This window comes from Alteraurantiacibacter buctensis (assembly GCF_009827655.1).
GTDB classification, from domain to species: Bacteria; Pseudomonadota; Alphaproteobacteria; order Sphingomonadales; family Sphingomonadaceae; genus Alteraurantiacibacter; species Alteraurantiacibacter buctensis.
Window position 1 is genome coordinate 136,919 of record NZ_WTYV01000001.1, and the last position, 23,119, is coordinate 160,037.

General features: G+C 67.2%; 24 protein-coding genes. 17 read left to right on the top strand and 7 right to left on the bottom strand.

Annotated features, from left to right (window positions below):
- Positions 1–23: 23 nt before the first annotated feature.
- The 5 genes from GRI99_RS00640 (at position 24) to GRI99_RS00660 (ending at position 4,520) form a co-directional block, all read left to right on the top strand.
- Positions 24–1,691 carry a GMC family oxidoreductase gene (locus GRI99_RS00640; RefSeq protein ID WP_160770089.1) on the top strand — a complete coding sequence of 556 codons (1,668 nt, stop codon included), beginning with the start codon at positions 24–26 and terminating at the stop codon, positions 1,689–1,691.
- Entirely contained in the window at positions 1,688–2,077 is a 390-nt protein-coding gene (locus GRI99_RS00645) for a nuclear transport factor 2 family protein (RefSeq protein WP_160770090.1), read from the top strand. The genes GRI99_RS00640 and GRI99_RS00645 overlap by 4 nt, the downstream gene beginning before the upstream one ends.
- 16 nt (positions 2,078–2,093) lie before the next feature.
- Positions 2,094–2,843 (top strand): SDR family oxidoreductase, encoded by a 750-nt coding sequence (locus GRI99_RS00650; RefSeq protein ID WP_160770091.1) that lies wholly within the window; start codon positions 2,094–2,096, stop codon positions 2,841–2,843.
- A 3-nt stretch (positions 2,844–2,846) separates the two neighbouring features.
- On the top strand, positions 2,847–3,377 hold the full coding sequence (locus tag GRI99_RS00655) for a DUF3237 domain-containing protein (RefSeq protein ID WP_160770092.1): 531 nt from the start codon (positions 2,847–2,849) through the stop codon (positions 3,375–3,377).
- A 648-nt stretch (positions 3,378–4,025) separates the two neighbouring features.
- A complete protein-coding gene (locus GRI99_RS00660) occupies positions 4,026–4,520 on the top strand; it encodes a DUF1097 domain-containing protein (RefSeq protein ID WP_160770093.1) in 495 nt (164 codons plus the stop codon).
- Positions 4,521–4,604: 84 nt separating this feature from the next.
- Here GRI99_RS00660 and GRI99_RS00665 read toward each other — a convergent pair whose 3' ends face one another.
- The 3 genes from GRI99_RS00665 to nov2 are packed head-to-tail and all read right to left on the bottom strand — an operon-like array spanning position 4,605 to position 7,649.
- Positions 4,605–5,066: a hypothetical protein gene (locus tag GRI99_RS00665; protein WP_202392879.1), complete on the bottom strand. Its 462-nt coding sequence runs from the start codon at positions 5,064–5,066 to the stop codon at positions 4,605–4,607.
- Complete coding sequence (locus tag GRI99_RS00670) at positions 5,063–6,115, bottom strand: hypothetical protein (RefSeq protein WP_160770094.1); 1,053 nt, start codon at positions 6,113–6,115, stop codon at positions 5,063–5,065. The genes GRI99_RS00665 and GRI99_RS00670 overlap by 4 nt, the downstream gene beginning before the upstream one ends.
- Before the next feature lie 58 nt (positions 6,116–6,173).
- A complete protein-coding gene (gene nov2, locus GRI99_RS00675) occupies positions 6,174–7,649 on the bottom strand; it encodes a lignostilbene-alpha,beta-dioxygenase NOV2 (RefSeq protein WP_160770095.1) in 1,476 nt (491 codons plus the stop codon).
- A 105-nt stretch (positions 7,650–7,754) separates the two neighbouring features.
- On the opposite strand from nov2, the gene GRI99_RS00680 reads away from it, so the two are divergent.
- Genes GRI99_RS00680 through GRI99_RS00690 form a run of 3 tightly spaced genes read left to right on the top strand, consistent with a single transcriptional unit; the run spans position 7,755 to position 9,800 of the window.
- On the top strand, positions 7,755–8,288 hold the full coding sequence (locus GRI99_RS00680) for a MarR family winged helix-turn-helix transcriptional regulator (RefSeq protein WP_237438051.1): 534 nt from the start codon (positions 7,755–7,757) through the stop codon (positions 8,286–8,288).
- 11 nt (positions 8,289–8,299) lie between these two features.
- Positions 8,300–9,346, top strand: coding sequence for a Rieske 2Fe-2S domain-containing protein (locus GRI99_RS00685; protein ID WP_160770097.1), 1,047 nt, complete (start codon positions 8,300–8,302; stop codon positions 9,344–9,346).
- 10 nt (positions 9,347–9,356) lie between these two features.
- Positions 9,357–9,800 carry a nuclear transport factor 2 family protein gene (locus GRI99_RS00690; protein ID WP_160770098.1) on the top strand — a complete coding sequence of 148 codons (444 nt, stop codon included), beginning with the start codon at positions 9,357–9,359 and terminating at the stop codon, positions 9,798–9,800.
- Here GRI99_RS00690 and GRI99_RS00695 read toward each other — a convergent pair.
- Together GRI99_RS00695 and GRI99_RS00700 are read right to left on the bottom strand one after the other, a co-directional pair.
- Positions 9,797–11,029, bottom strand: a complete 1,233-nt coding sequence (locus tag GRI99_RS00695; protein ID WP_237438110.1) for an MFS transporter — start codon at positions 11,027–11,029, stop codon at positions 9,797–9,799. The genes GRI99_RS00690 and GRI99_RS00695 overlap by 4 nt on opposite strands.
- Before the next feature lie 35 nt (positions 11,030–11,064).
- Positions 11,065–11,913, bottom strand: a complete 849-nt coding sequence (locus GRI99_RS00700) for a DUF8021 domain-containing protein (RefSeq protein ID WP_160770100.1) — start codon at positions 11,911–11,913, stop codon at positions 11,065–11,067.
- Positions 11,914–12,019: 106 nt separating this feature from the next.
- On the opposite strand from GRI99_RS00700, the gene GRI99_RS00705 reads away from it, so the two are divergent.
- Genes GRI99_RS00705 through GRI99_RS00720 form a run of 4 tightly spaced genes read left to right on the top strand, consistent with a single transcriptional unit; the run spans position 12,020 to position 15,188 of the window.
- The gene (locus GRI99_RS00705; RefSeq protein ID WP_160770101.1) at positions 12,020–12,799 is read left to right on the top strand and encodes an SDR family NAD(P)-dependent oxidoreductase; all 780 of its coding nucleotides are present in this window, start codon (positions 12,020–12,022) and stop codon (positions 12,797–12,799) included.
- 12 nt (positions 12,800–12,811) lie between these two features.
- Complete coding sequence (locus GRI99_RS00710; RefSeq protein ID WP_237438052.1) at positions 12,812–14,386, top strand: FAD-binding oxidoreductase; 1,575 nt, start codon at positions 12,812–12,814, stop codon at positions 14,384–14,386.
- The gene (locus GRI99_RS00715) at positions 14,383–14,802 is read left to right on the top strand and encodes a c-type cytochrome (protein WP_160770102.1); all 420 of its coding nucleotides are present in this window, start codon (positions 14,383–14,385) and stop codon (positions 14,800–14,802) included. The genes GRI99_RS00710 and GRI99_RS00715 overlap by 4 nt, the downstream gene beginning before the upstream one ends.
- Positions 14,799–15,188, top strand: a complete 390-nt coding sequence (locus tag GRI99_RS00720; RefSeq protein ID WP_160770103.1) for a hypothetical protein — start codon at positions 14,799–14,801, stop codon at positions 15,186–15,188. The genes GRI99_RS00715 and GRI99_RS00720 overlap by 4 nt, the downstream gene beginning before the upstream one ends.
- 85 nt (positions 15,189–15,273) lie before the next feature.
- Here the strand turns inward: GRI99_RS00720 and GRI99_RS00725 are convergent, their stop codons facing one another.
- Positions 15,274–16,827 carry a tannase/feruloyl esterase family alpha/beta hydrolase gene (locus GRI99_RS00725; RefSeq protein WP_160770104.1) on the bottom strand — a complete coding sequence of 518 codons (1,554 nt, stop codon included), beginning with the start codon at positions 16,825–16,827 and terminating at the stop codon, positions 15,274–15,276.
- A 141-nt stretch (positions 16,828–16,968) separates the two neighbouring features.
- On the opposite strand from GRI99_RS00725, the gene GRI99_RS00730 reads away from it, so the two are divergent.
- Positions 16,969–17,460 (top strand): host attachment family protein, encoded by a 492-nt coding sequence (locus tag GRI99_RS00730; RefSeq protein WP_160770105.1) that lies wholly within the window; start codon positions 16,969–16,971, stop codon positions 17,458–17,460.
- 4 nt (positions 17,461–17,464) lie between these two features.
- Here the strand turns inward: GRI99_RS00730 and GRI99_RS00735 are convergent, their stop codons facing one another.
- The gene (locus GRI99_RS00735) at positions 17,465–17,962 is read right to left on the bottom strand and encodes a nuclear transport factor 2 family protein (RefSeq protein ID WP_160770106.1); all 498 of its coding nucleotides are present in this window, start codon (positions 17,960–17,962) and stop codon (positions 17,465–17,467) included.
- Between the two features lie 74 nt (positions 17,963–18,036).
- Between GRI99_RS00735 and GRI99_RS00740 the strand changes: the two genes are divergently transcribed.
- The 4 genes from GRI99_RS00740 to GRI99_RS00755 all read left to right on the top strand — a co-directional run bounded on the left by GRI99_RS00740 (position 18,037) and on the right by GRI99_RS00755 (position 23,115).
- Positions 18,037–18,945 (top strand): SDR family oxidoreductase, encoded by a 909-nt coding sequence (locus GRI99_RS00740; RefSeq protein WP_160770107.1) that lies wholly within the window; start codon positions 18,037–18,039, stop codon positions 18,943–18,945.
- The gene (locus tag GRI99_RS00745) at positions 18,933–21,146 is read left to right on the top strand and encodes a PQQ-dependent dehydrogenase, methanol/ethanol family (protein ID WP_237438053.1); all 2,214 of its coding nucleotides are present in this window, start codon (positions 18,933–18,935) and stop codon (positions 21,144–21,146) included. The genes GRI99_RS00740 and GRI99_RS00745 overlap by 13 nt, the downstream gene beginning before the upstream one ends.
- Positions 21,147–21,159: 13 nt before the next feature.
- Positions 21,160–22,623 (top strand): aldehyde dehydrogenase, encoded by a 1,464-nt coding sequence (locus GRI99_RS00750; protein WP_160770108.1) that lies wholly within the window; start codon positions 21,160–21,162, stop codon positions 22,621–22,623.
- A 345-nt stretch (positions 22,624–22,968) separates the two neighbouring features.
- Positions 22,969–23,115, top strand: a complete 147-nt coding sequence (locus GRI99_RS00755; protein ID WP_160770109.1) for a hypothetical protein — start codon at positions 22,969–22,971, stop codon at positions 23,113–23,115.
- Positions 23,116–23,119 lie beyond the last annotated feature (4 nt).

A 23,119-nucleotide genomic window follows, 5' to 3' on the forward strand; every position in this document is an offset into this window, starting at 1 on the left:
AAGGACCCTTCGACAAGCTCAGGATGAGCGGGGCAGAGGATGGTATGAGCGAATTCGATTACATCGTCGTTGGCGGCGGCACCGCAGGCTGCGTGATGGCCGCGCGGCTGAGCGAGGACGGGCAACATACCGTGGCCCTGCTGGAAGCGGGCGGCGGGGACGAGCATCCCTATATCCAGATGCCGCTGGGCTTCCTGCGCGCGATGACCAAGCCGCAGTTCAACTGGCCCTACCTGACCGAGCCGGAGCCCAACCTCAACGGCCGCCAGCTTCCCCTGCCCCGCGGCAAGGTGATGGGCGGGTCGGGCTCCATCAACGGCATGTTCGCCATGCGCGGCCACCCGGCGGACTATGACCAGTGGGCGCAGATGGGTGCTCGCGGCTGGTCCTATGCCGATTGCCTGCCCTATTTTCGCAAGCTGGAGGATAGCTGGCGGGGCGAGAGCACCTATCATGGCAAGGGCGGCCCGGTGCGCATCGGCCCGATCGACAGCCCCCACCTGCTGCATGAAGAGATGATGGCCAGCGCCGCCAACGCCGGCTTTGCCACCACCGACGACCTAGGCGGTGCCAATCCCGAAGGTTTTGCCCGGGGCGAGCAAAGCGTGGACGACAAGGGCCACCGCGTCAGCTCGGCCAGTGCCTATATCAAGCCGGCGCTGGGCCGCCGCAACCTGGACGTGCGGCAGAACCAGCTCGTCACCCGCGTGGTGTTCGAGGGCAAGCGCGCCGTGGGGGTGGAACTGGACACGCCCGCCGGCCCGCGCGTGCTGCGCGCCCGCAAGGAAGTGATCCTGTGCGGCGGCACCTACAATTCGCCCCACCTGCTGATGCTGTCCGGCATCGGCCCGGCGGCGCACCTGAAGGACCACGGCATCACCGTGCTGCATGACAGCCCCGGTGTGGGCCGCAACCTGCAGGAACACCCCACCGCCAGCCTGGAGTTCGAGGCGAAGGAGCGGGTCACCTTTATCCGCCAGTTGCGCTGGGATCGCCTGGCCTGGAACGCCGCCCGCTGGGCGCTGACCGGCAAGGGCACGATGGCCAGCCAGCTGAACAGCTGCAACGTGGTGATCCGCACCGATGACCGGCTGGACCGGCCCGACATGCAGATCATGGTCAACCCGATCCGGTTCGACGCACAGACCTGGTTCCCCGGCATCAAGCCCGAACAGGACCACGTGTTCTGGGCCGGCATCGTGCAATTGCACCCCGAGAGCCGCGGCTGGGTGGAACTGAAGAGCACGAGCCCTCGCGATGTGCCCGCCGTTACCCTCAACATCATGGCCGAGGAAGCGGACCTGGCGCAGATGCGCCGCGCCATCCGCACCGCGCGCAGGATCTACCGCAGCGAGCCGATGGGCAGCCTGGTGGGGGCCGAGCGCCCGCCCTTTGCCGGGGTCGACAGCGACGAGGAACTGAACGCCATGATCCGCGCCACCTGCTATGTGGGCATGCACCCCACCAGCACTTGCGCGATGGGCATGGGCGAGCGCAGCGTGGTGGACGAGGACTGCCGCGTGATCGGCGTGGAAGGGCTGCGGGTGGTCGACGCCAGCGTGATGCCCACCGTGCCCGGCGGCAACACCGCCATTCCCGTGACCATGGTGGCGGAGAAAGCCGCCGATGCCATGCGCGGGCGCAAGCTGCCTGCCGCCGAGCTGCCGGCGCGCGAAACCGAAACGGCATGAGCCGCACGGCGCAGGAGGAGGCCAACCTGGCGCTGGTGCGCGGGTTGTTTGCCGACGTCCTGAACCCGATGGATTCGGGCGCGGTCGATCGCTACGTCTCGCCCGATTACGTGCAGCACAGCCAGCTTGCACCGCCCGGGCGCGATGCGCTGAAGGCCTTCCTCGACATGATCCGCGCGGAAACGCCGCAGGCCGTGCACGATGTGAAGCGCATGTTAGTGGATGGCGACCACGTGACCGTCCACTACCACGTGCGCCGCTTTCCGGGGGACCTGGGCTGGGCGGTGATCGACATATTCCGGGTGGAAGACGGCAGAATCGCCGAACACTGGGACGTGATGCAGGACGTGGTGGAAGGCGGGCCCAACCCCAATTCACCGTTCTGACAGGAAGGGAGAGAACATGCGTTTCACCGATAAGGTGGTGCTGGTGCTGGGCGGCAATTCGGGCATTGGCCTGGCCGCCGCGCAGGCCTTTGCTGCCGAAGGGGGCAAGGTCCACCTGACCGGCCGCAACCAGAAGACCATCGATGCCGCCGTGGCCTCCATCCCCGGCAGCGTGGGCTATGCCGCCGACATTGCCGACATTGCCAGCAGCGAGCGGGTGGTCAGCGCCGTGGAAGCGGTGGACGGGCGGATCGACGTGCTGTTCATCAACGCCGGCGTGGGCGGCTTTGCCCCGCTGGAAGGCATTACCGAGAGTGATTGGGACCATGTCCACGGCGTCAACCTGAAAGGCTGCGTCTTCGCCCTGCAGAAGGCGGTGCGGGCCATGGGTGAAGGCGGGGCGATCGTCGTCACCGGCTCCATCGGCGCGCACGGGGCACTGGAGGGCAATGGCACCTATGCCGCCGCCAAGGCGGGCCTGGCCATGGCCATGAAGGTCTTCGCCAAGGAGCTGCTGCCGCGCAGCATCCGCCTCAACATGGTCAGCCCCGGCCCGATCGATACCCCGCTGCTCCACCGCAACCCCGGCATGGGCCCGGACGATGTGGCGCGGCTGAAGGACATGATGATCGCCAATATCCCAATGCATCGCATGGGCGAGAGCGACGAGGTGGCGAAGGCCGTCCTGTTCCTCGCCAGTGACGATGCCAGTTTCATTACCGGCACCGACCTGCTGGTCGATGGCGGCCTGATCGAGTTGAGCTGAGCCATGACCGAATTCAACGACACCACCCCCTTCGCCGGCCCGTTCTCCACGCTGGACAACCCGCGCATGGAATTCGTGATGGAAGTGCGCCTGCAGTTCCCCGAGGTCTATTCGATGGCCCCGCACCCCTTCGGCGGGATGCGCAGCGCCGTGCTGGTAAAGAGCGGCACCTTCGAAGGCCCGCACCTGAAGGGCCGCGCCATCCCCGGTTCGGGCGGCGACTATGCCTATTTCCGACCAGATGACGTGGCCGTGTTCGATGCCCGCTACCTGCTGGAGGAGGACGACGGCACCGTGATCCTGCTGCACAACAAGGGCTTCCTGTGGGGCCGCAAGCCCGACACGATGGCCCGCATCCGCGACTGGGCATTCAACAACGGCCAGCCCGTGCCGCACGAGGAATACTACCTGCGCGGCAATCCCACGTTCGAATGCGCAATCGGCAAGCATGACTGGCTGACCAAGCACGTGTTCATCGGCGTGGGTGAGCGCAAGGCGGACGGCAACTGCCTGCGGTATTACGCGTTGGTCTAGTTGATGCGGCTGTAGCCCGGCCAGCCGATGGGCTGCCGGGGGAGGCGGGGGAGCAAATGACCGGCGCGGGGTTGCCGCATTCTGTGCCCGGACTCGACGACGCTTGTTGTAGGTAGAACTTACTGCATTCGCGTCGAGATTTGTTGCCGCCGGCCCGCGGCCAACCCCCAGCTAGTCATGATGCGACGGGAGCCAGCACTCGCGTGGCGGCCATGCCTGGTGCGAACGTTCGACATAAAGCCGGGACGCCCGCGCCGGTCATTTCTCCTGCATCGCAAGCGATCAGGAGACGGCCCATCCGCTGCTCTGGCCAGACGCATCGGACGCGAATCGGGCTGCACTATTCCGGGTGCTGTAGGAAAGTGTTTTCTGCGCAAAAGCCCTCTCCCTTGAGGGAGAGGGTTGGGTGAGGGTGTGCCAACGCAAGCGGCGTTTGAAGCTTCTCACCCGCCCCCCGACCCCCTACCTGAGGGAGGGGTAGAATCCTCTTTTTATCAGCATAACAACAGTTTACCGCGCACCTTCGCACTTATCCACATGGCCTCGATCCGCCATTTACGCGCACCCGCTCCTCGGTTACGTTGACTTTGCCCGTCGCACCAAGAGCGGCGCACACAAGAACAGAAAAACCCTGGGGGGGAGAAACCGATGTCCGCATACCTGGCGCTTGCCGTTTCCGTTGGCCTGCTGGCCGTGCTCGATACCTGGCTCTATGTCGGGCCGCTGGCGGCGCTGCTGCCGGGGCTGGTGTGGATCTCGTTCGTCGCCTGGGGCTGTTTCTTCCAGTCGGGCGCCGGCACCAAGGGGCTGACCACCGCGATCGTGGGTATGACCTTCGGCGGCATAGTCGGCATGGTGGCGGTCATGCTGGCGGGCGGGCCGCTGGCGGGCCTGGGCATCATGGCCGCGCCGGTAGCCGTGGGCCTGGGCGCCTTCGTGATCTGCCTTGCCGCCAAGGTGCCGCTGCTGGCGACCATTCCGGCCAGCGTCTATGGCTTTGCCTCCATCGCCGGGCCGATCCTGCTGGCGAACCTTGAGCCGCAGGCCGCGCTGGGGCCGATGGTCGCCTCGGTCGTCATCGGCGCGGTGTTCGGCTATGTCTCCGAACTGCTGGCCAACGCGCTGACCAAGAAATCCGCTTAACGACAAGAACCGGGCCCAAACCGGCGTCGCAAGCGAAAGGGGCGGGGTGGCACGTGCCGCCCCGCCCCTTTCACTGTGCGGACTTCAGTCCTGGATGCCGGGTTGCAGCGAGAAGTCCGGCCGCGCACGCCAGGTGAACAGCCGCCAGAAATAGCGACGGAAGGGCCAGGCCAGGATCGCGTTGAACAGCACGGTCATGGCGCCGAAGGTCCATTCCACCAGCCCTTCATCCAGCACGAAGTTCCAGTACACGATCACCACGTTGATCGGGATGAGCGCCAGCACGGTCAGCGGCATGGCACGGTTGGCAAGCATGGTCAGGCCCAGCACCACCTCGATCGCCTTGATCCAGTCGAACAGGCCGCTGACCATCAGCGCGCGGGTGAAGTCGATCGCCGGCTGCTCGTTCCCCAGCGGCTGCAAGTGCGGCCACAGGAAATGCATGAGGCCGGAGAACAGCCACCAGCCGCCGAAGATAATCCGGCTGAGGTGGTAGATCCACTTGATCGAGGGCCCGGGCAGTTCGTCAGGCACCGTGTCGGTCACTGGCTGGCGCTCCCCCCGGCGGCGGCTTCCCGCGCGGCCCAGGCCGCCTCGCGCTGCGCAGCAAAGCGCGGAGAAGTGGAGAGAATATAGCCGCGCACCTGTACGTTCCCTTCATGGCAGGCATATTCGAACATGCCATAATCCGGGTGCCGCTGCCACGGGATGTCGAGCTTGTAGTGGCCTTCCATCACCAGCGGGTCTTCCACCCGCGCTTCATAGCGGATCTGGTCCGGGTTCATCAGGGTCAGCCGCTCGGTCACCTTCAGCCGGTCGGAATTGGGGGCTGGCCCCATCGACATGCCGGGGCGGAAGTTGGTGGTCTCGATCACCAGCGTGTCGCCCTCCCAGCGGCCTACCGAATAGCCCAGGTCAAACTGCACCGCAGGCGGCGGCGGGGTGCCGCCGATGTGCACCAGCCGCGTCTCGTGGATCATCTCCAGGCTGATCGCCACCAGGCCGGGGCTCTGGAACACCTCGATCCCGGCGTTGTAGGCACCCGGCAGCATGGAGCTTGGCATCCCGCGCGTCAGGCAGCGGTCGAAGATGCCGAAATCGTCAAGGCTGTCGAACACCTCGGTGTTCCAGCTGGTGCGTTCATTGGCGCGGAGCTGCTGGCCCAGCGCGGTCAGCGGCGGATAGCGGCCGTTGGCGGGTTCCACCACCATCGAAGTCTGCCGCAGCGGGTGGCCGCGTTCGGCCCAGTGGCCCATCGACATGACGCCGAGTTCCACTTCCTCGTCATAGCGGTCGAGCTGGAACTGCGCTTCCTCGAACTGGGCGGCATATTCCTCCGGGGTCAGGAAGGCGCGGGTGCCGAACTGGACGGGCCGTTCGCGCGGGGTCTGGCCCAGGTAGTCGACCGGCCAGGTGCCGCGCAGGTCCGGATCGCCCCACTCGGTGCGCGGCACCTGCCAGCCGGCGGGCGGCGGGGCGAACCGCGAGGCCAGCTGCGCCTCGAAATCAGGTTGCTGTTCCCCCGCGTCCTGCGCCAGCACCGGCGTTGCCGCCAGCGCCAGCCACAGCGCGGCCATCACTGCCCGCTTGCCCATCGCTCACTCTCCCTTGGGGGCAAGACTAGTCCCGTATCCCGCCCACTGACAAGCGCGCTCAGTGGTGGACGCTGGCATCCAGCCGTTCGCGGCTGACCCAGGCGCCGTGGACCTGGCTTCGCAGGGGCAGGCCGGTCTTCACCCTGGCCACCGGGCCGTTTTCCACCGCGTCGGCCTCCACCACCCACACTTCGCTGGAATAGTCCGCCGGATTGGGGCTGTTGGGCACGTCGATCACCATGACCAGCCAACCGCCGTGGCCGGGGGTGGCCGAGGGGATGTGCGCCGGTTCACTGATGCCTGCGCCGGGGGGCACTTCCATCATGGTCAGGCGACCGTTGCCCGGCTCGATCCGCAGCAGGGCGTTGAAGTTGGCCCCCACCGGGCCGCCCAGCATCGGCGGACCCTTGGCCTGCGGGTTCATGGAAAGATACCACGCGCGGTTGTAGGGTCGGCCCTGGTCGGCATCGGCCAGGCGGCACAAGTCACCCGGAGGGCCCAGCGGGCGCTCCGCGATCTGCGGATCAGCCTTGCTCATGTCCAGCGTCCAGCGGGTGAGCGCACCCTGCAGCTCGCGCTGGTCGATGTGCACCCCGCCCGCCTCGCGCATGAAGGCAAAGGCGTTGGAATTGGTCAGGCACAGGTCGATGTGGACCAGGTCGCCATCTTCATAGGCGTTGACCTCGTGGAAGCAGGAGACGCCCACCGGCCCTTCGATCCACTTCATCTCGGACACGTCGCCATAACGCGGCATGATGCCGATGTAGCTGGGCTTGTCCTGGTGGTGCGCCCAGTGCGCCCCGCCCGCCTTCAACCGGTCAAGATCGGCCAGCGTGGGGAAGATCGGGAAGATGGCGTACTTCTCGGTAATCACGAAATCGTGGATGGTGGAAAGGTAGGGCTGCTCGAACCATTGCTCCTTCACCAGGTTGCCGTCCTTGTCGGCGATGCAATAGGCCACGTTGGGGTCGCACAGGCCGCCCGCCTCGTAACCGAAGAAGAACAGCTCCCCGGTCTGCGCATCGACCCTTGGGTGCGCGGTAAACGTCTGACTGCGCAGCTTTCCTTCGTAATCCCACTTGCCCACTGTGGCCAGCGTGTGCGGGTTTACCTCATAGCCGCGGCCATCCTCCTTGGTCATGAACAGGCGGCCGGCGTGCCACACCGGCGTGGTATTGGCCACGGTGCGGTCAACGCCTTCGACACTGGGATCATCGGTGAACGGATTGCGATAGCGGCCGAACAGCGCGCGGCGCGCCTGCTTCTCGGCCAGGTAGCGCTCCGTCTCGACATAGCGGATGTCGAAATCCACTGCACCCTTGTCGAAATTGAAGCGGGCGATCATGCCATCGTGGTTGAGGGCAATGTCATCGTCGAACATCGGCGCATGGGCGTTGTCCGGCACGGCGCGGAAGAAGGCGCCTTCCACATCCGCCGGGATCTGGCCTTCCACCGGCAGGTTGCGCAGCGAAAGCTCCATTCGCCGCGGGGTGTTGGTGCCGATAAAGTGGATGGTCTGCGGAAAGGCAGTCATGGCCAGTGGATTCTCCCGTTTGATTCCTCGCCCGCGATGCTAACAGGTGTTAGTGTTAGGGCCAACAGCGAATGGCTTGCACTGGGCCGCAGATCGGGCATGAATATGACCCGGGGAAGGGAGCACGGGGTGGACGCAGTGACAGGGAAAATTGCGGGCAAGCGATCGCAGCGGGCAGCCCTGCTGCATGACCTGCTGAAGCTGACCAACCGGCTGATGGCCCCGTTCAGTACCCACCTGGCGCACCGCTATCGCATTAGCCTGAACGAATTCCGCCTGCTGATGACCATCGGTGACCTGGGCCGCACCGCCAGCCACGAGGTGGCCGAGATCACCGGCGTGAACGTGATGAGCGTCAGCCGCGCGGTTGCCACCCTGCAGCGCCACGGGCGCGTGGCCGTGGTGCGCGATGAGGGCAACCGCCGCCGCAAGTGGCTGACCCTGACCGACGAGGGCCGCCGCCTGTATGAACTGATGCGCCCGCAGAGCGACAAGGTGGCCGATTACCTGTTCGATGGCCTGTCCCCCACCGAACTGGACGGGATGACCGATATCGTGGAGCGGCTGATCGGGCGGCTGGAAGCCACCGATGCCGGCGGTCGCAGCGCTTTCCTGGAAGCGACGAAGATCGAGGACTAGGCCGACCGCCCATGTACCCCTTCAGGCAAGGCAGCTTTGCGCCGAAGAACTGCTGGTACGTGGTGGCCAACCGGCAGGATGTGGGGCGCGAACTGCTGGGGCGCACGGTCGTCAACACCCCGCTGGTGATCTGGCGCACGCAAGGCGGCGAGGCGGTGGTGCTGGATGGCCGCTGCCCGCACCGGCACTTCCCGCTGGCGAAATCGCAGCTTGAAGGCGACACCGTGCGCTGCGGCTATCACGGCTTCGTGTTCGATGCCTCGGGCCAGTGTGTCGAGGTGCCCAGCCAGGACCATGCCCCGCGCGCCTGCCGCGTGCGCCGGTATCCGGCACTGGAACACGGCCTGTGGCTGTGGGTCTGGGTGGGGGACGAGGACAAGGCCGATCCTGCCCTGCTGCCCCCTCTTTCCGAAATCGGGCTGGAGGGCGAAGGGCTGACCGGCACACCGCTGATCCGGCGCGAGGCAGCTTGCCGCTACCAGCTCCTCAACGACAACCTGTTCGACCTGTCGCACCTGGCCTTCCTCCACGGCAGCAGCATCGGCACGCGCGAGAATGCCTCCACGCCCGAGGAACTGGTGAAGCGGCCGGGCTTCGTGTCCTCCATCCGCCGGATCAGGGATGCCCCGGTGCCCGCCACGATGTGGCAGGCGATGGACGGATACGATCGCATCGACCGGGCCATGGGGATGCACAGCTATCTGCCGGGCTTCCATGCCGGGACAACCGAGATTGCCATACCCGCCAGCCATCCCACCAGGGGCGGGGAGCGGCTGATGTGGAACCGCGTGTACCATTGCATCACCCCGTGCACCCCGCGCACCACGCTGTACCATTTTGCCGTGGCCGTGGCGCCCGGGGTCGATACCGCCGCGCTGAAAGTGGCGCTCGATCCGGTGATCGACGAGGACGTGTTCGCCAGCGAGGAGATCGAGAAGATCATCGCCCTCTACGATGGCGATCCGCCGCCCGAACTGATGGTGAAAAGCGATACCAACGCGGTCGAAGGCCGCCGCATGATCCAGGCGATGATGGACGCGGAAAGCCAGGGCGGCTAACGCTGCCGCCATGCTTACGCCAGACCAGCGCCGCGCCATCGAGGCCGATGTCACCCGCCTGATCCACCAGTACACCTGGGCCAACGATGTGGCTGACTGGACGCAGTGCGCCGCGCTCTACACCGAAGACGCGGTGTTCCGCCGTCCCAGCGGCGGTGAGGCCATCGTGGGGCGGCAGGCAATCCTCGCCAGTTTCCTTGCCCGCAAACCCCGCGCCCAGCGCCATGCCATCGCCAACGTGCTGGTTGACGTGGTGGACGAACAGACCGCCACGGCGAAAAGCGTGATCGTGCTCTACATGGGCGATGCGGCGGAAGATGGCGGCCAGGAAACGCAACTCCCCGTGCAGGATGCCAGCAGCCCGCTGATCGGCACCTTTGCCGACCGCTGCGTGCTGACTGCCGATGGCTGGCGGTTTGCCGAGCGGGTGGGCGGGTTGGACTTCCGGCCCTAGGCGGCCGCCGCCGCTTCCGCCTCCACCCGGCCCTTCACCTTCAGCGCAGGCCCCACCAGCAGGGCTACCAGCACGCAGGCGGCAGCGGGAATCGCCGCCACGCCCAGGAAGATAGCCGGGGGCACCTGCCCTGCCAGCATGGCCGCACCCAGCGGCGGGCCGGCAAAGGCCCCGAGGCGGGCCACCAGCACGCCCATGCCCACCGCGCTGGACAGCAGGCGCGCGGGGAACAGGTGCGCGGCCAGCCCCGGCAGCACCATGCCGCCCGCGTTGGCCCCGCCCACGCCCACCATCAGCAGCATGGTCCAGCGCGTCTGGTCAGGCGCGGTCAGGGCGATCGCCAGGAAGCTGGCGGTCATCGCCCCGAACAGCAGCATCAGCGCCGGGCCCTTCTTCCAGTTGTCGAGCACAAAGCTGGCGGCAATGCCGATCACCAGCCCCGCCAGGTTGGCGACACCCGCCACCCGCGCGGCATCGTCCAGCGTCAGGCCCGCCTGCGGCAGCACCGTGGGCAACCATGAATTGAGCAGGTAGAGGTTGAGCGCGTTCAGCCCCAGCATGGTGGCGAACACCGCAAAGGGCAGCAGCCAGGGCCGCGCGAACAGCATCAGTTGCGGCAGTTTCGCGCCCGCCGCGCGCTGGGCCTCGCGCTCGGCCTTCGGTGTCGCGCTGGCCGGGGTGCCGCCGTCCAGCACCGGCCACAGCACCAACGCCAGCAGCACGGCGAACACGCCGGGCACATAGAACAGCCCGTGCCAGCCCCAGGCCCCGATCACCGCGGGGGCAACCATGCCGGCGATGAACAGGCCCAGCGGGATGCCGGCGGAGACCACTGCCATCACGGTAGCGCGCAGCCGGTCGGGCGCGATTTCGCTCGACAGGGCGGACACGTTGGGCAGGCAGGCGCCCAGGGCAAAGCCGGTGAGGAAGCGCCACAGCAGGAAGCCGGTGGTGGTCGTCGCCGTGCTGGTCGCCAGCGTGAACAGGCCGGTGGCCAGGCACCCGGTGACGATCAGCGCGCGGCGGCCGAAGCGGTCACCCAGCGGGGCCACGGTCGCCCCGCCCACGCCCAGGCCCACCAGGATGCCGGTGAACACCCAGCCGAAGCTGGCGGGTGACAGGCCCAGCGCCTCCTCCAGCCGGGGCACGGCAATGCCCATCGCGGCAATGTCGAAGCCTTCCATCACGAAGACGCCGCCCAGCAGGACCAGGGCGAGGATGTGGCGCATGTTCACTGGTATTTGTCTCCCCTCCCGGGCCTTACCTATCGCATATCCCAAGGACTGGGCATGCGATAGGGCACGGTCAGGAAATCGGCCTCCACCTGGCGGATCGCGCCGTCCACGATCTTGAACGCTTCCGCCAGGTAATAGGAGTGCGGTCGCCGCACCGGGCTGCGGGCGGGCGTGCCGTCGGTCAGGTGATAGTCGCCCAGCCGGCCCGAGTGGTCGATGAAGCCATAGGCCAGCACGATGCCCTGTTCCACGTCCACCAGCGGAAAGCGGCGGGCGCGCAGATCGTCGTCATAGCGATACCAGCCCAGCGCGAACTGCTGTTCGCAGCCGAGCCGGGCGATGGGCAGCGGGAAATCGGCATTGTTGGTGGTCTGCACGCCGTTTTCCACCCGGTTGCAATCGGGGTGGAAGCGGGTGCGGATGGTGCCGTCGTTGCGCTCGATCGTCTCGAAGTAGCCGTTGGCGATCCGGACCAGCTCATTACGCGGGGCGGGCTGCACGGGCAGCGCCATCTCCGGCTTGTCCACGTAATACTGCGGGCCAAAGGGGAAGCCTTCGTCCTTGTTGCGCGCCACAACGGTTTCCACCCCGGTGATCTGTCCGCCGGACACTTCCAGCCGCACGCAGGCGGGATTGAGCGCATCGCTCTCCTCGATGGCGGTGAACACGGCCACCTGCCCGGCTTCCGGTTCGGCCATGAACAGGCGGTAGGGGTGGACAGCCGTCACCGTGTTCCAGTAGCCGTCACCGCGCTCAAGAATCACGTTGTTTTCGGTGATGAAGGCCCCGTCCGCCCACGGCAGGCTGCCCGCGTCACGCGCGGCAAGGGCCGCCAGATAGCGCTCGGCCAGCGCGTAAAGCTCATCCCGGTTTGCCAAGTCCCTCTCCCTTTGCTTGACTTAGGCCGGTGCTACAGCAAAAGTAACGACCGTTAAAGTCGCGAGTTTGAATCGCACCAAGTGAACGCGGCTGGGGAGAGGGAATTTGGATCCACGCGGACTTGTGGCCGTCGTCACCGGCGGCAATTCGGGCCTGGGGGCCGGGGCAGCCACGCGGCTGCTGGCCGATGGCGCGCGCGTCGTCTCGCTGGACGTCGCGGGAGAGCCGGTGGCCGGGGCCGATTTCATCCCTTGCGACGTGGCCGACCCGGCAAGCGTGAAGGGCGCGGTGCAGCAGGTGATCGACCGCTGCGGCGCGATCCACATCCTGGTCAACAATGCCGGGATCGGCGGGCTTGGCCCCATCGCCACGCCCGAGGGGCCGGGCGACCTGGTCGCTTTCCGCAAGGTCATCGGCATCAACCTGCTGGGCGCGGTCACCGTGGCGGCGGAGGTAGCCCACCGCATGATCGGCAACGATCCCGTGGGGCCTGAGGGCGAGCGCGGGGTGATTATCAACACTTGCTCCATCGCCAGCTTCGAAGGACAGGAAGGCATGGGTGCCTACACCGCCGCCAAGGCTGCGCTGAAGGAGCTGACACTGGTCTGGGCGCGCGACCTGTCGCGCTATGCCATCCGCGTCAACGGCGTGGCCCCCGGCTTCATGGCCACACCCCTGGTGGCCATGCTGCCGCCCGATTTCGTGGCCGAGCTGCTGCGCGACGTGGAGTTTCCCAAGCGCGCCGGCACCGGCGAAGACTTTGCCGCCGCCGTCGATTTCCTGATCCGCACTCCGCTGGTCAACGGCGAGGTGCTGCGGCTTGATGGCGGGGCAAGGCCCCCGGCACGCACCCAATGGGCCGCCAACCAGGCTTCTGGCCAGTAAGGACCAACAACGATGGCTGATATTCCCCTGCCCCCCGGCTTCACCGCCCAGAAGATGGACCAGGCGCGCCGCGCGCTGGAAGCCGTGCTGGGTGCCAGCAAGGTGTTCTTCGAAGACCTGGACCGGCTGACCTATCAGGACAAGTTCGCGGTGAACGATGCCGCCCACCACCCGGCAGGGGCCGTGGCGGTGGAAAGCGTGGAAGAGGTGCAGGCCGTGGTCCGCGTGGCCAACCAGTACCGCCTGCCGCTGTTCCCAATCAGCCGCGGCAAGAACCTTGGCTATGGCGGCAACGCGCCGGTGCTGGCGGGCAGCGTGGTGCTCGACATGAGCCGGATGAAGAAGATCGAGTTCGACGAGAAGCTGGGCACGGTGATCCTGGAGCCGGGCGTAGGCTTCTACGATCTCTATGACTACATTCAGCGCCACCGGCTGCCGTTCTGGCTGTCCACCCCCGGCAATTCGTGGGGCAGCGTGCTGGGCAACGCGCTCGATCGCGGCGTGGGCTATACCCCCTATGGCGAGCACACCAAGAACATCTGCGGCATGGAAGTGGTGCTGCCCGATGGTGACGTGGTGCGCACCGGCATGGGCGCATTCTCCGGCGCGCCGACCTGGCAGGCCTATCCCTTCGGCTTCGGCCCGGGGTGGGACCAGATGTTCGTGCAATCGAACTTCGGCATCGTGACAAAGATGGGCATGTGGCTGATGCCCGAGCCCGAAAGCCTGATGGGCATGGACGTGGAGTTCGACCGGCCCGAAGACCTGAAGGTGATGATCGACACCATCGCTCCCTTGCGGCGCGAGCGGGTGCTGACGCAGAGCCCCTCCATCGGTAACTGGATGCGCGCGGCATCGGTGCTGACCCGGCGGACCGACTGGACCGACCAGCCCGGCGCCCTGCCCGACAGCGTGATCGATGCCATCCGCCGCCGCTTCAACATCGGCTGGTGGGGCGTTTCGCTGCGGCTGTACGGGCGCGAGGACGTGAACCGCGCCGCCTATCGCATCCTGGAAACCGCCATCGGCAATGCCGGGCCGCTGTCGATCAAGCCCACCGAATGGAAGCGCGGCCAGCCGCTGGAATATTCCGGCTGGACCGGCACCCCGCTGACCTTCCCGATGAGCAACATCAACTGGTACGGCGGGCGTGGCGGCCATATCGGCTTTTCGCCCATCATCCCGCAGGACGGCGACCTGGCGCTGGCCCAGTTCCGCCGCACCTATGCCCGCTACCAGGAATACGGGATGGACTACCAGGGCAGCTTTGCCTTTGGCGAACGGCACATGACCAACGTCAACGCGATGGTGTTCAACAAGGACGATCCCGCCATGATGGGGCGGATCGACACCTTCTTCCGCCAGCTGGTGGCCGATGCCAAGGCGCAGGGCTATGGCGAATACCGCACGCACCTGGATTACATGGACCTGGTGGCCGACAGCTATGACTTCAACAACCATGCCCTGCGGCGGCTGAACGACAAGGTGAAGGCGGCGCTGGACCCCAACGGCATCATCGCGCCGGGCAAGAGCGGCATCTGGGGCAACGCGCCCAGGCCCGGTTCGGGAACGGAGGGCGGACAATGAGCAAGAAGCTGATCCTTGCCGCAGGTGCGGTGCTGCTGGCCGGCTGTGCCGGCGTGGCCGTGGCGCAAAGCGGCTCCGCCCCGCCGCCTGATACTGCCGTGGCAGGGCCCGCCGGACCGCCGCAACCCGTCACCCTGGCGAAGCGCCCCAACGCCACGGGCGGCGAGGCGCTGTTCGTGGAAATGTGCATCATGTGCCACGGCGCCAACGGCATGGGCACCAGCCTGCTGGGGCGCGTGGGACGGCCCCAGCCGCTGGAACTGCGGCCCGGCCTGCCCGCCGCCTTCTATGTCTCGGCTGCCCGCAATGGCATCGGCAACATGCCCGCGATCCCGCGCGGCGAGGTGAGCGACGAACAGTTGCAGGCCATTGCCGAATACCTCGCCGCCGGTCCGCATCCGGAGGCCGTGCAATGACGCTGACCCGTCGCAAGATGTTGGGCGGCAGCCTGCTGGCCGGCCTTGCCGCCGCGCCCGCTGCCGCCAGCATGGCCCAGTGGCAGTGGCGGCACGGCCACGGCACGGTGCTGCTCTATGACCCGGACCTGCCGCAGGCCCGCCTGCAGGCCGAGGGGGCGCAGGCGTGGAACCGCGCGGCGCTGGCGCTGGAGGGGGACCGCATCCGCTTCGCGCAAGGCGTGTTCGCCCACCGCCCGGCGCTGGTGCGCGGTATCAGCCGCCAGGCCGATGCCGTGCTGGTGCAGGACGTGGCCGAGGAAGCGGGCTACGAGCGCACCGCGCTGGAGGTGGATGGCGATGTGCTAACCTGGACCCTCCAGCCGCGCATCCGCCCCAACCGCTAAAGGCCGGGCCGCCCAGCCTGCTCTGCAGCCAGCTTTGCGCCCACGCTCCCCTCCCGTTTGCGGGAGGGGGCTGGGGCGGGTGTCGTCAGCTCCGCCCCGGTACCCGGCAGGTGAAGCTGGCGGCCACGTTCTGGTCGCCGCTGCCGGTATAGACAGCCTCGGCCGGCCAGGCGCACAGCGGGCGCGACATCGGCGCGCGCGGCGGCTGGGGCGGCTGGCCGGGGAACACGGGGGCCATAGTGGGCCGGGTAGCGATCAGCCGTTCCGGCGCAATCCCGGTGGTGGCCCAGGCATCGATGGTGCCCAGCGTGTCGAACTCGCTCGGCCCGTCGCCGCCCGAACAGTGATCCATCCCCGGGGCCATGAACAGCCGCAACTGCGCATCGCGCTGCGCTGCGGGGAGCGCGTTGAACAGGTTGTAGTGGAAGCCGATGGTGTTGGTGGCGGGGATCAGCCCGTCGCTCCAACCGTGGCTGAGCAGCAGCTTGCCGCCGCGCGCGAAGAAGGCGCCCAGGCCATCGTGCGGCACGTTCAGGATATCCGCGCCAAACTCGCGCCCCACGCGGGTGTATTCGGCATAGTCGGTAGTGCGCCAGTTCCAGTCGGTGCGACCGGCATAGGCCAGGTCGCGGAAATAGCTCATCGCCACAGGGAACGGTTCCTGCCCCATCACCAGCATGGCGAGCTGCATCTCGCTGCCATAGGGCCAGCCGGGCAGCAGCACGTTCCCCGCATTGTCGCGCACGCCGCCATAGATGTTGCCCACGGCCTGCACCTGTTCGGGCGTCAGGCCGGGGGTGCGGGTGATGTCCACCGTGCAGCGCAGCGGGTTGCCGACCAGGCCATCGGCCAGCCCGTCCACCGCGTCGCACTGGCGCAGCACCTCGGCCCGCACCGCGCCCAGCACCTGCGGGGTGATCTGTGCGCCAAAGCGCTGCGGCTGCCAGCCCTGCCACATCGACTGTGTCATCAGGTCGGTCATCGGGTTGGCGGGGGCCATGGCGCTGATCGCGTCGAAATCGTCGGGATAGCGATAGGCCGCCATCAGCCCCTGCCGCCCACCGGTGGAGCACGAGTTCCACAGGCTGAGCGACGGCGCGCGGCCATAGAACGCCCGAGTCACCGCTTTGGCCGCCACGGTGGTCACGTGGACCGCGCGATGGCCGAAATCGACCAGCTTTTCGGGATGGCCCACGGCCCATTCGGCGGTGAGGCCGTTGCCCACGTGGCCGGTGTCAGTGGCAGCAGTGGCATAGTTGCGCGCCACGTTGCGGCCCAGTTCGGCATAGGAGAGCGATCCCGCCCAGATGCCGTTGCCCACGCCCACGTACTTGCCGTTCCAGCCGTCAAGCGGCAGCCACACCTCGCTCTTGATGTCGCTGTCACTGGTGGGGGTCAGGGTCATCTGCACGCGGCAGAAGGCGGGCACGTCCCCGAACGGGCTGGCCGCCACGCCGGGAGGGGCACCTGCGCCGCGCGGCGCGGTGAAGCTGCCTGCGCTGACAACCTCGGCTGCGGTCACCCGCCCGCCATCCAGTTGAATCCGCGCCAGGTCCTCGCACGGGCCAGCCAGCGCCGGCGTGGCAAAGGCGAGCGCGGCCAGCGAGCAGGCGGCGCCAAGCATCGTTTTGATCGGCATCATATCTCTCCCGGAAGCCGTGGTGTAAGCGTCATGCCCTGCGGCGCGGGCCGGAGCAAGCGCCGCCAATGCGATAAACCGAGCGGAACCATGCCCGCCGTCGGCCCTTTGGTCTGCATCCCACTCGAGCAGGAGTTAACCATGAAACTGCCCCACCAAACCCTTGTTCTTGTTGCCGATGGCAGGAAGATGCTGCTGCTGCGCAACCACGGCGACGAGGCCCGCATCGACCTGCGCATCGAGGACCATGACGAGCAGGGCAGCGCCTCCGATCACGAGCGCAAGACCGATCTGGCAGGCCAGTCCCCCGCCCCCGGCAACACCGGCCTTCCCGGCGGCACGATGGGCGAGACCGACTATCATCAGCAGGCCGAGGACCGCTGGGCCAAGGCTGCGGCGGAAGACCTGCAGCGCCGTGCCCTGTCGAACGATTTCCCCGCGCTGGTGGTGGTCGCCCCGCCAAAGACGCTGGGCGTGCTGCGCCAGCACTACCACAAGGCGGTGCAGGCGCTGCTGCTGGCCGAATACCCCAAGGAAATGACCGACCGCCCCGTGCCCGACATCGAGGCCCTGCTGACGGGCGACGGCGGCCCGCCGCAGGGCGGCCGGCTGGACAACTCCCTGGGCGGCTGATCGCTCAGCGGCGGATGATCAGGCTGTCCGGGCGCTTGCGCGCCACCCATTCGCCGCGCCCGGGGAAGCGCTTGAGGACTTCGCCGTCCCACAGGCGCACTACCCGTGTCCGGAAGCGCCACTTGCCGTCCGCGCCCTTGACCGCGTGGTCATCGTAATAGCCGCAGAAGCGCAGCTCGTACGGCGGCTCGCCGTGGCATTCGGTGACGAAGGCGAAAGCCTTGATCCGCACCGTGCCGTCATCCTGCGGGAAATACTTCACCTGCGTCACATGGTGCTGGCGGCCGGGGAAGCCGGGGGCATTGGCATAATGCGCCATCAGGCCGCGAATGCCATCGTGGCCCAGCCAGATGTCCGGATCCTCGAACACCTCCTCGCGCATCTCGCAATCTTCGGTGAAACAGGCCACCAGCCCCTCGGCGTCGCCGGTATCCAGCGCCCAGCTATAGTCGGCGATCAGGTCCTGCAGGCCCAGGCGGTCTTCGATGCTCAATGTGGTCACGCGAAACTCTCCCTCTTGCTGTTGCCACAACCGTAACAGTCGTTAGTATTGCTGCCAAGAAGAGGAGAGGATTCTTGGGCAAGATCATCGTATCCGGCGCGTCCGGGCATTTCGGCCATGCCACCGCCAGCGGGCTGCTGGACCGGGGGGCAGAGGTTATCGCCCTGTCGCGCAATGTCGACAAGCTGGCTGACCTGAAGGCGCGCGGGGCCGATGTGCGCGCGGCGGACTTCGACGATCCGGCGGGCCTGATGGAAGCCATGAAGGGCGGCGAGAAATTGCTGCTGATCTCCACCCTGCGCGTGGGCACCCGCGTGGAGCAGCACCGCAATGCGGTGGAGGCGGCCAAGGCCAACGGGGTGAAGCACATCGTCTATACTTCGGTGGTCGGCGGCGGCCTGGCCGAGCATCCGGGCGTGGAACAGCACGATCACTATGCCACCGAGCAGATCATCCGCGAAAGCGGCATCCCCTTCACCTTCCTGCGCAACAGCCTCTATTCCGAAGCTGTCAGCACCGCGATGGCGATCCCCGCGCTGCTGGCGGGCAGCAAGCCGGACAATGCCGGCCACGGGCAGGTGGCCATGGTCAGCCGCGATGACTGCGTAGCCATGGCGGTGGAGGTCCTGTCTGGCGAAGGGCACGAGAACACCGCCTATGACGTGACCGGGCCGGAACTGCTGACCATCCCGCAGGCCATGGCCATGGTGTCCGAGAAGGCGGGCAAGCCGATCGAGCTGCAACAAGTGAGCGACGAGGAGATGTACCTCTACTTCGATTCGCTGGGCGTGGCGCGCAAGGCATCGGACGTGGTGCCCGATGGCCCGATCCCCTGGGCGAGCGAGGGCATGGTCACGTTCGGCCAGTCGATCCGCGAGGGCTATTTCGCGGTGCTGTCGGACGATGTGGAGCGGGTGACCGGCCGCAAGCCGCGATCGCTGTCCAGCGTGATGGACCAGCACAAGGGCGAATGGCCGCTATGATCCGCCGCCTCGCTTTTGCCGCGTCCCTGCTGATGGCGGCCTGTTCGCAAGGGGATGCCCCGCCCCAGGTCGACACCAGCCAATACGGCGCGGGCGCCAACTGGGAAACCACCGGCGGCGACTGGGCGGGCAGCCACTTCAGCCGCCTGGGCGGCATTACCAAGGACAACGTGGGCGAGCTGGGGCTGGCCTGGGAGTATGACCTGGGCACCGCGCGGGTGCAGGAAAGCACCCCCGTGGTAATCGACGGGATCATGTATGCCAGCGGCAACCTGGGCCGCGTCTATGCCCTGAACGCCGTGACCGGCGAGGAGCTGTGGACCTTCGTGCCCGAGATGGACATGCAGGTGGTCCGCAGCGCCTGTTGCGACTGGGCCAACCGCGGCCTGGCCGTATCGGGCGACAAGGTGCTGGTCGCCGCGCTGGACGGCACGCTCTACGCCCTCAACCGGCAGACCGGCGGGATCGAATGGCAGGCCGATACCATCGTCGACAAGGAACGGGGCTATACCGTTACCGGCGCGCCCGAAGTGGCGGGCGATGTGGTGGTGATCGGCAATGCCGGCGGCGAATACGACACGCGCGGCTATGTCACCGCCTACAACCTGGCCGATGGCAGTGAAGCCTGGCGTTTCTGGACCGTCCCGCGCGATCCCGCGCTGGGCGAGCAGGAGAGCGAGGCGCTGGACGCGGCGCTGTCCACCTGGAGCGAGGACAGCCGCTGGGATATCGGCGGCGGCGGCACCGTGTGGGATGCGATCAACTACGATCCCGTTTTCGACCAGGTGCTGATCGGCGTGGGCAATGGCGGACCCTATCCACAGGCGATCCGCAGCCCCGGCGGGGGTGACAACCTCTACCTGAACTCCGTGGTCGCGCTCGATCGTGCCACGGGCGAGATGAAGTGGCACTTCCAGGAAACCCCGCAGGACAACTGGGACCTGACCGCCACCCAGCCGATGACGCTGGCCGAGATCGATGTGGGCGGTGGCGAAAAGCGCCCCGTGGTGCTGCACACGCCCAAGAACGGCTTCTTCTTCGTGATCGACCGCGAAACCGGCCGCGCGCTGGCCGCCAACCCCATCGTGCGAACAACCTGGGCCAGCGGCTGGAACCTGGAGACCCAGCGTCCGGTGCTGACGCCGGAGGTGTCCGACTACACCAGCAAGCCGCAGATCGTGTTCCCCGGATCGCCCGGTGCGCGCAACTGGTATCCGGCGGCCTACGATCCCGGTCGCAACCTCTATTTCGCGCACGTGCTGGACATGGGCAACCTGATGTTCCTGCCCGGCCCGGTCGACAATGTGCCGCATGAAAAGAATTTCATGAACGCCGGCGCGGCGATCATCTTCACACCCGATCTTGAGGCCGCCGCCGCCACCCTGCCCCCGCCGGTGCGTGCGGCGGTGGAAGCGCATCCCGCCTGGCAGTGGGTGAAGGACCAGCCCTATTCCAGCCAGTTGCGCGCCATCGACCCGATGACCGGCGAGACCAAATGGTCGGTCGACAGCATGGGCTGGCAGGACCGGCAAGGCGTGCTGGCCACGCAGACTGGCGTGATCTTCCACGGCAACCTGGCCGGCCGCCTGTTCGCCCGCGATGCCGAGACGGGCGAGGAGCTGTGGCACGTGGATACCGGCTCCACCATCATGGCCGCCCCGATGACCTACGAGGTGGACGGCATGCAATACGTGGCCGTGCAGACCGGCTGGGGCGGCGGTGGCTGGGGCTTCGTGCCCCCCTATGCAGCCGCCTACAGCAAGGGCAACGCCAACCGCCTGCTGGTGTTCAGGCTGGGCGGCGGCGCGGTGCGCGTGCCGGATGACCTGCCCGCGCTGGAACCTGCGCCCGTCCCGCCCGCACAGGCCCCCGGCGTGACGCCGCAGATGATTGCCGAGGGCGGCGTGCTGTTCACCACCAACTGCACCATGTGCCATTCCAACCAGCCGCGCGCCCCCCTGCCGGACCTGCGGCGGATGCAGCCGGGCGTTCACGCCGGGTTCGAGCAGATCGTGCTGGGCGGCCTGCTGGTCCCGCGCGGTATGCCCAAATGGGATGACCGGTTGACGCCCGAGCAGGTGCGGGCGATCCATGCCTACCTGATCGACCTGCAGGGCAAGCTGCGCACCCGCGAGCTGGACCTGCAACGCCGCGGCCTGCCGCTGGATACCCAGGCCCTGACCATTCTATCGAGTTACTGAGGAGAGACGAGTCATGACCCCCGAAGGCGTCAACATCAAGCACCCGGACAAGCTGTTCATCGGCGGCGAATGGGTGGCCCCGCACGGCACCGCCGTGATCGAGGTGGAAAACCCCGTCAGCGAGGAAGTGGTCGCCCGCGTGGCCCATGCCGACACGGTGGACATGGACAAGGCCGTGGCCGCCGCCCGCGCCGCCTTCGACCATGGCCCCTGGCCCACCACTCCGCCCATGGAGCGCATGGCCAAGCTGATGCAGCTGTGTGACGAGCTGGACAAGCGCGTGCCCGAGCTGGCTGCCGCCTGGACAGCGCAGATCGGCGGCCTGGCCAGCGCCAGTGGCCCGATGCACGGCGGCGCGGTGATGGGCCTGCGCGGCATCGCATCGCTGGGCGAGCGCTTCCAGTGGGAAGAACGCCGCCCCGGCATGGCGGTCAACACCGTGTGCGTGGTGCGCGAACCCGTGGGCGTGGTGGCGGCCATCGCCCCGTGGAACGGCCCCTTCGCCATCATGGCCAACAAGGTGTTCTATGCCCTGATCGCGGGCTGCACCGTGATCATGAAGCCTTCGCCCGAAACGCCGCTGGAAGCCTATATCATCGCCGAGGCGGCCGAAGCTGCCGGACTGCCGGCCGGCACGGTCAACCTGGTGCCGTCCGACCGGGAGGCGGCCGATCACCTGGTTCACAACAAGGGGCTCGACAAGGTCACCTTCACCGGCTCCAGCGCTGCCGGCATGCACATCGCCAGCGTCTGCGGCGCCAACATGACCCGCTGCACGCTGGAACTGGGCGGCAAGAGCGCGGCGATCATCCGTGACGATTTCAGCACCGATGTGGCCGCGCAGATCCTGGGCAACACCATCACCGTGATGAGCGGCCAGGTCTGCGCCATGCTCAGCCGCGCCATCGTCCCGCGCTCGCGCCATGACGAGCTGGCCGAGAAGATCGCCGCCGTGATGAAGCAGGTCAAAATCGGCGACCCCAACGATCCCGCCACCCAGCTTGGCCCCCTGGCCATGCGCCGCCAGCGCGACCGGGTGGAAATGTACATCGAGGAAGGCAGGAAGACCGCCGACCTCGTCACCGGCGGGCAACGTCCGGCGCACCTCAACAAGGGCTATTTCATCGAGCCCACGCTGTTCGCCAACGTCGACAACACCAGCCGCATCGCGCAGGAGGAGCTCTTCGGCCCCGTGCTCAGCCTGATCCCGGCCGAGGACGAGGAGGATATGATCCGCATCGCCAACGAGAGCGACTTCGGCCTCAACGGCAGCGTGTTCACCAACGACCACCAGGCGGCTTACGACATTGCCCGCAAGGTCCGCACAGGCGTGGTGGGGCAGAACGGCATGCGCATGGAATGGACCGCGCCGTTCGGCGGCTTCAAGAAGTCCGGCATCGGCCGCGAGGGTGGCGACGAGGGCCTGTGGGGCTATGTCGAGACCAAAACCATCCTGCTGGATGGCGCACCTGCCTGAACCGGAACCTTCCCCTCCCGCTTGCGGGAGGGGTTAGGGGTGGGCGCGGGCAAGCGCTGCCTCCTGACAGGCCCACCCCTTGCCCCTCCCCTAAGCGGGAGGGGAGATGGGTAATTTTATTTCTTACCCAAGCAGCATTGTAATTCCGAGATGCCTGGCCTATATGGCCTCTCAACACGCGAAAGCAGCCACGGCTTGAGAGGGCCTGCTGCTACGGATTTCGCGGCCCCCCAGTCCCCCGGACCGTAAAGTTCCACCGGACCATCAGGCCTGCGCCATTTCCCGTTTGTCATAACCACGTAACGGGCAGGCGCCAGACGCCACCCGACTATTCAGGATTACCCAATGCATACCCAGATTCTATCCCGCGCGTATCTGCGCAACACGCCCTGGCATGCGCTGCCTGCCGCACCCCACGGTGCCGCCGCGCATCCCGCCCAGCCGCTCAGCGCGGCCGACCTGCGCCGCATCGTCGCGGCGATGATCGACTAAACGT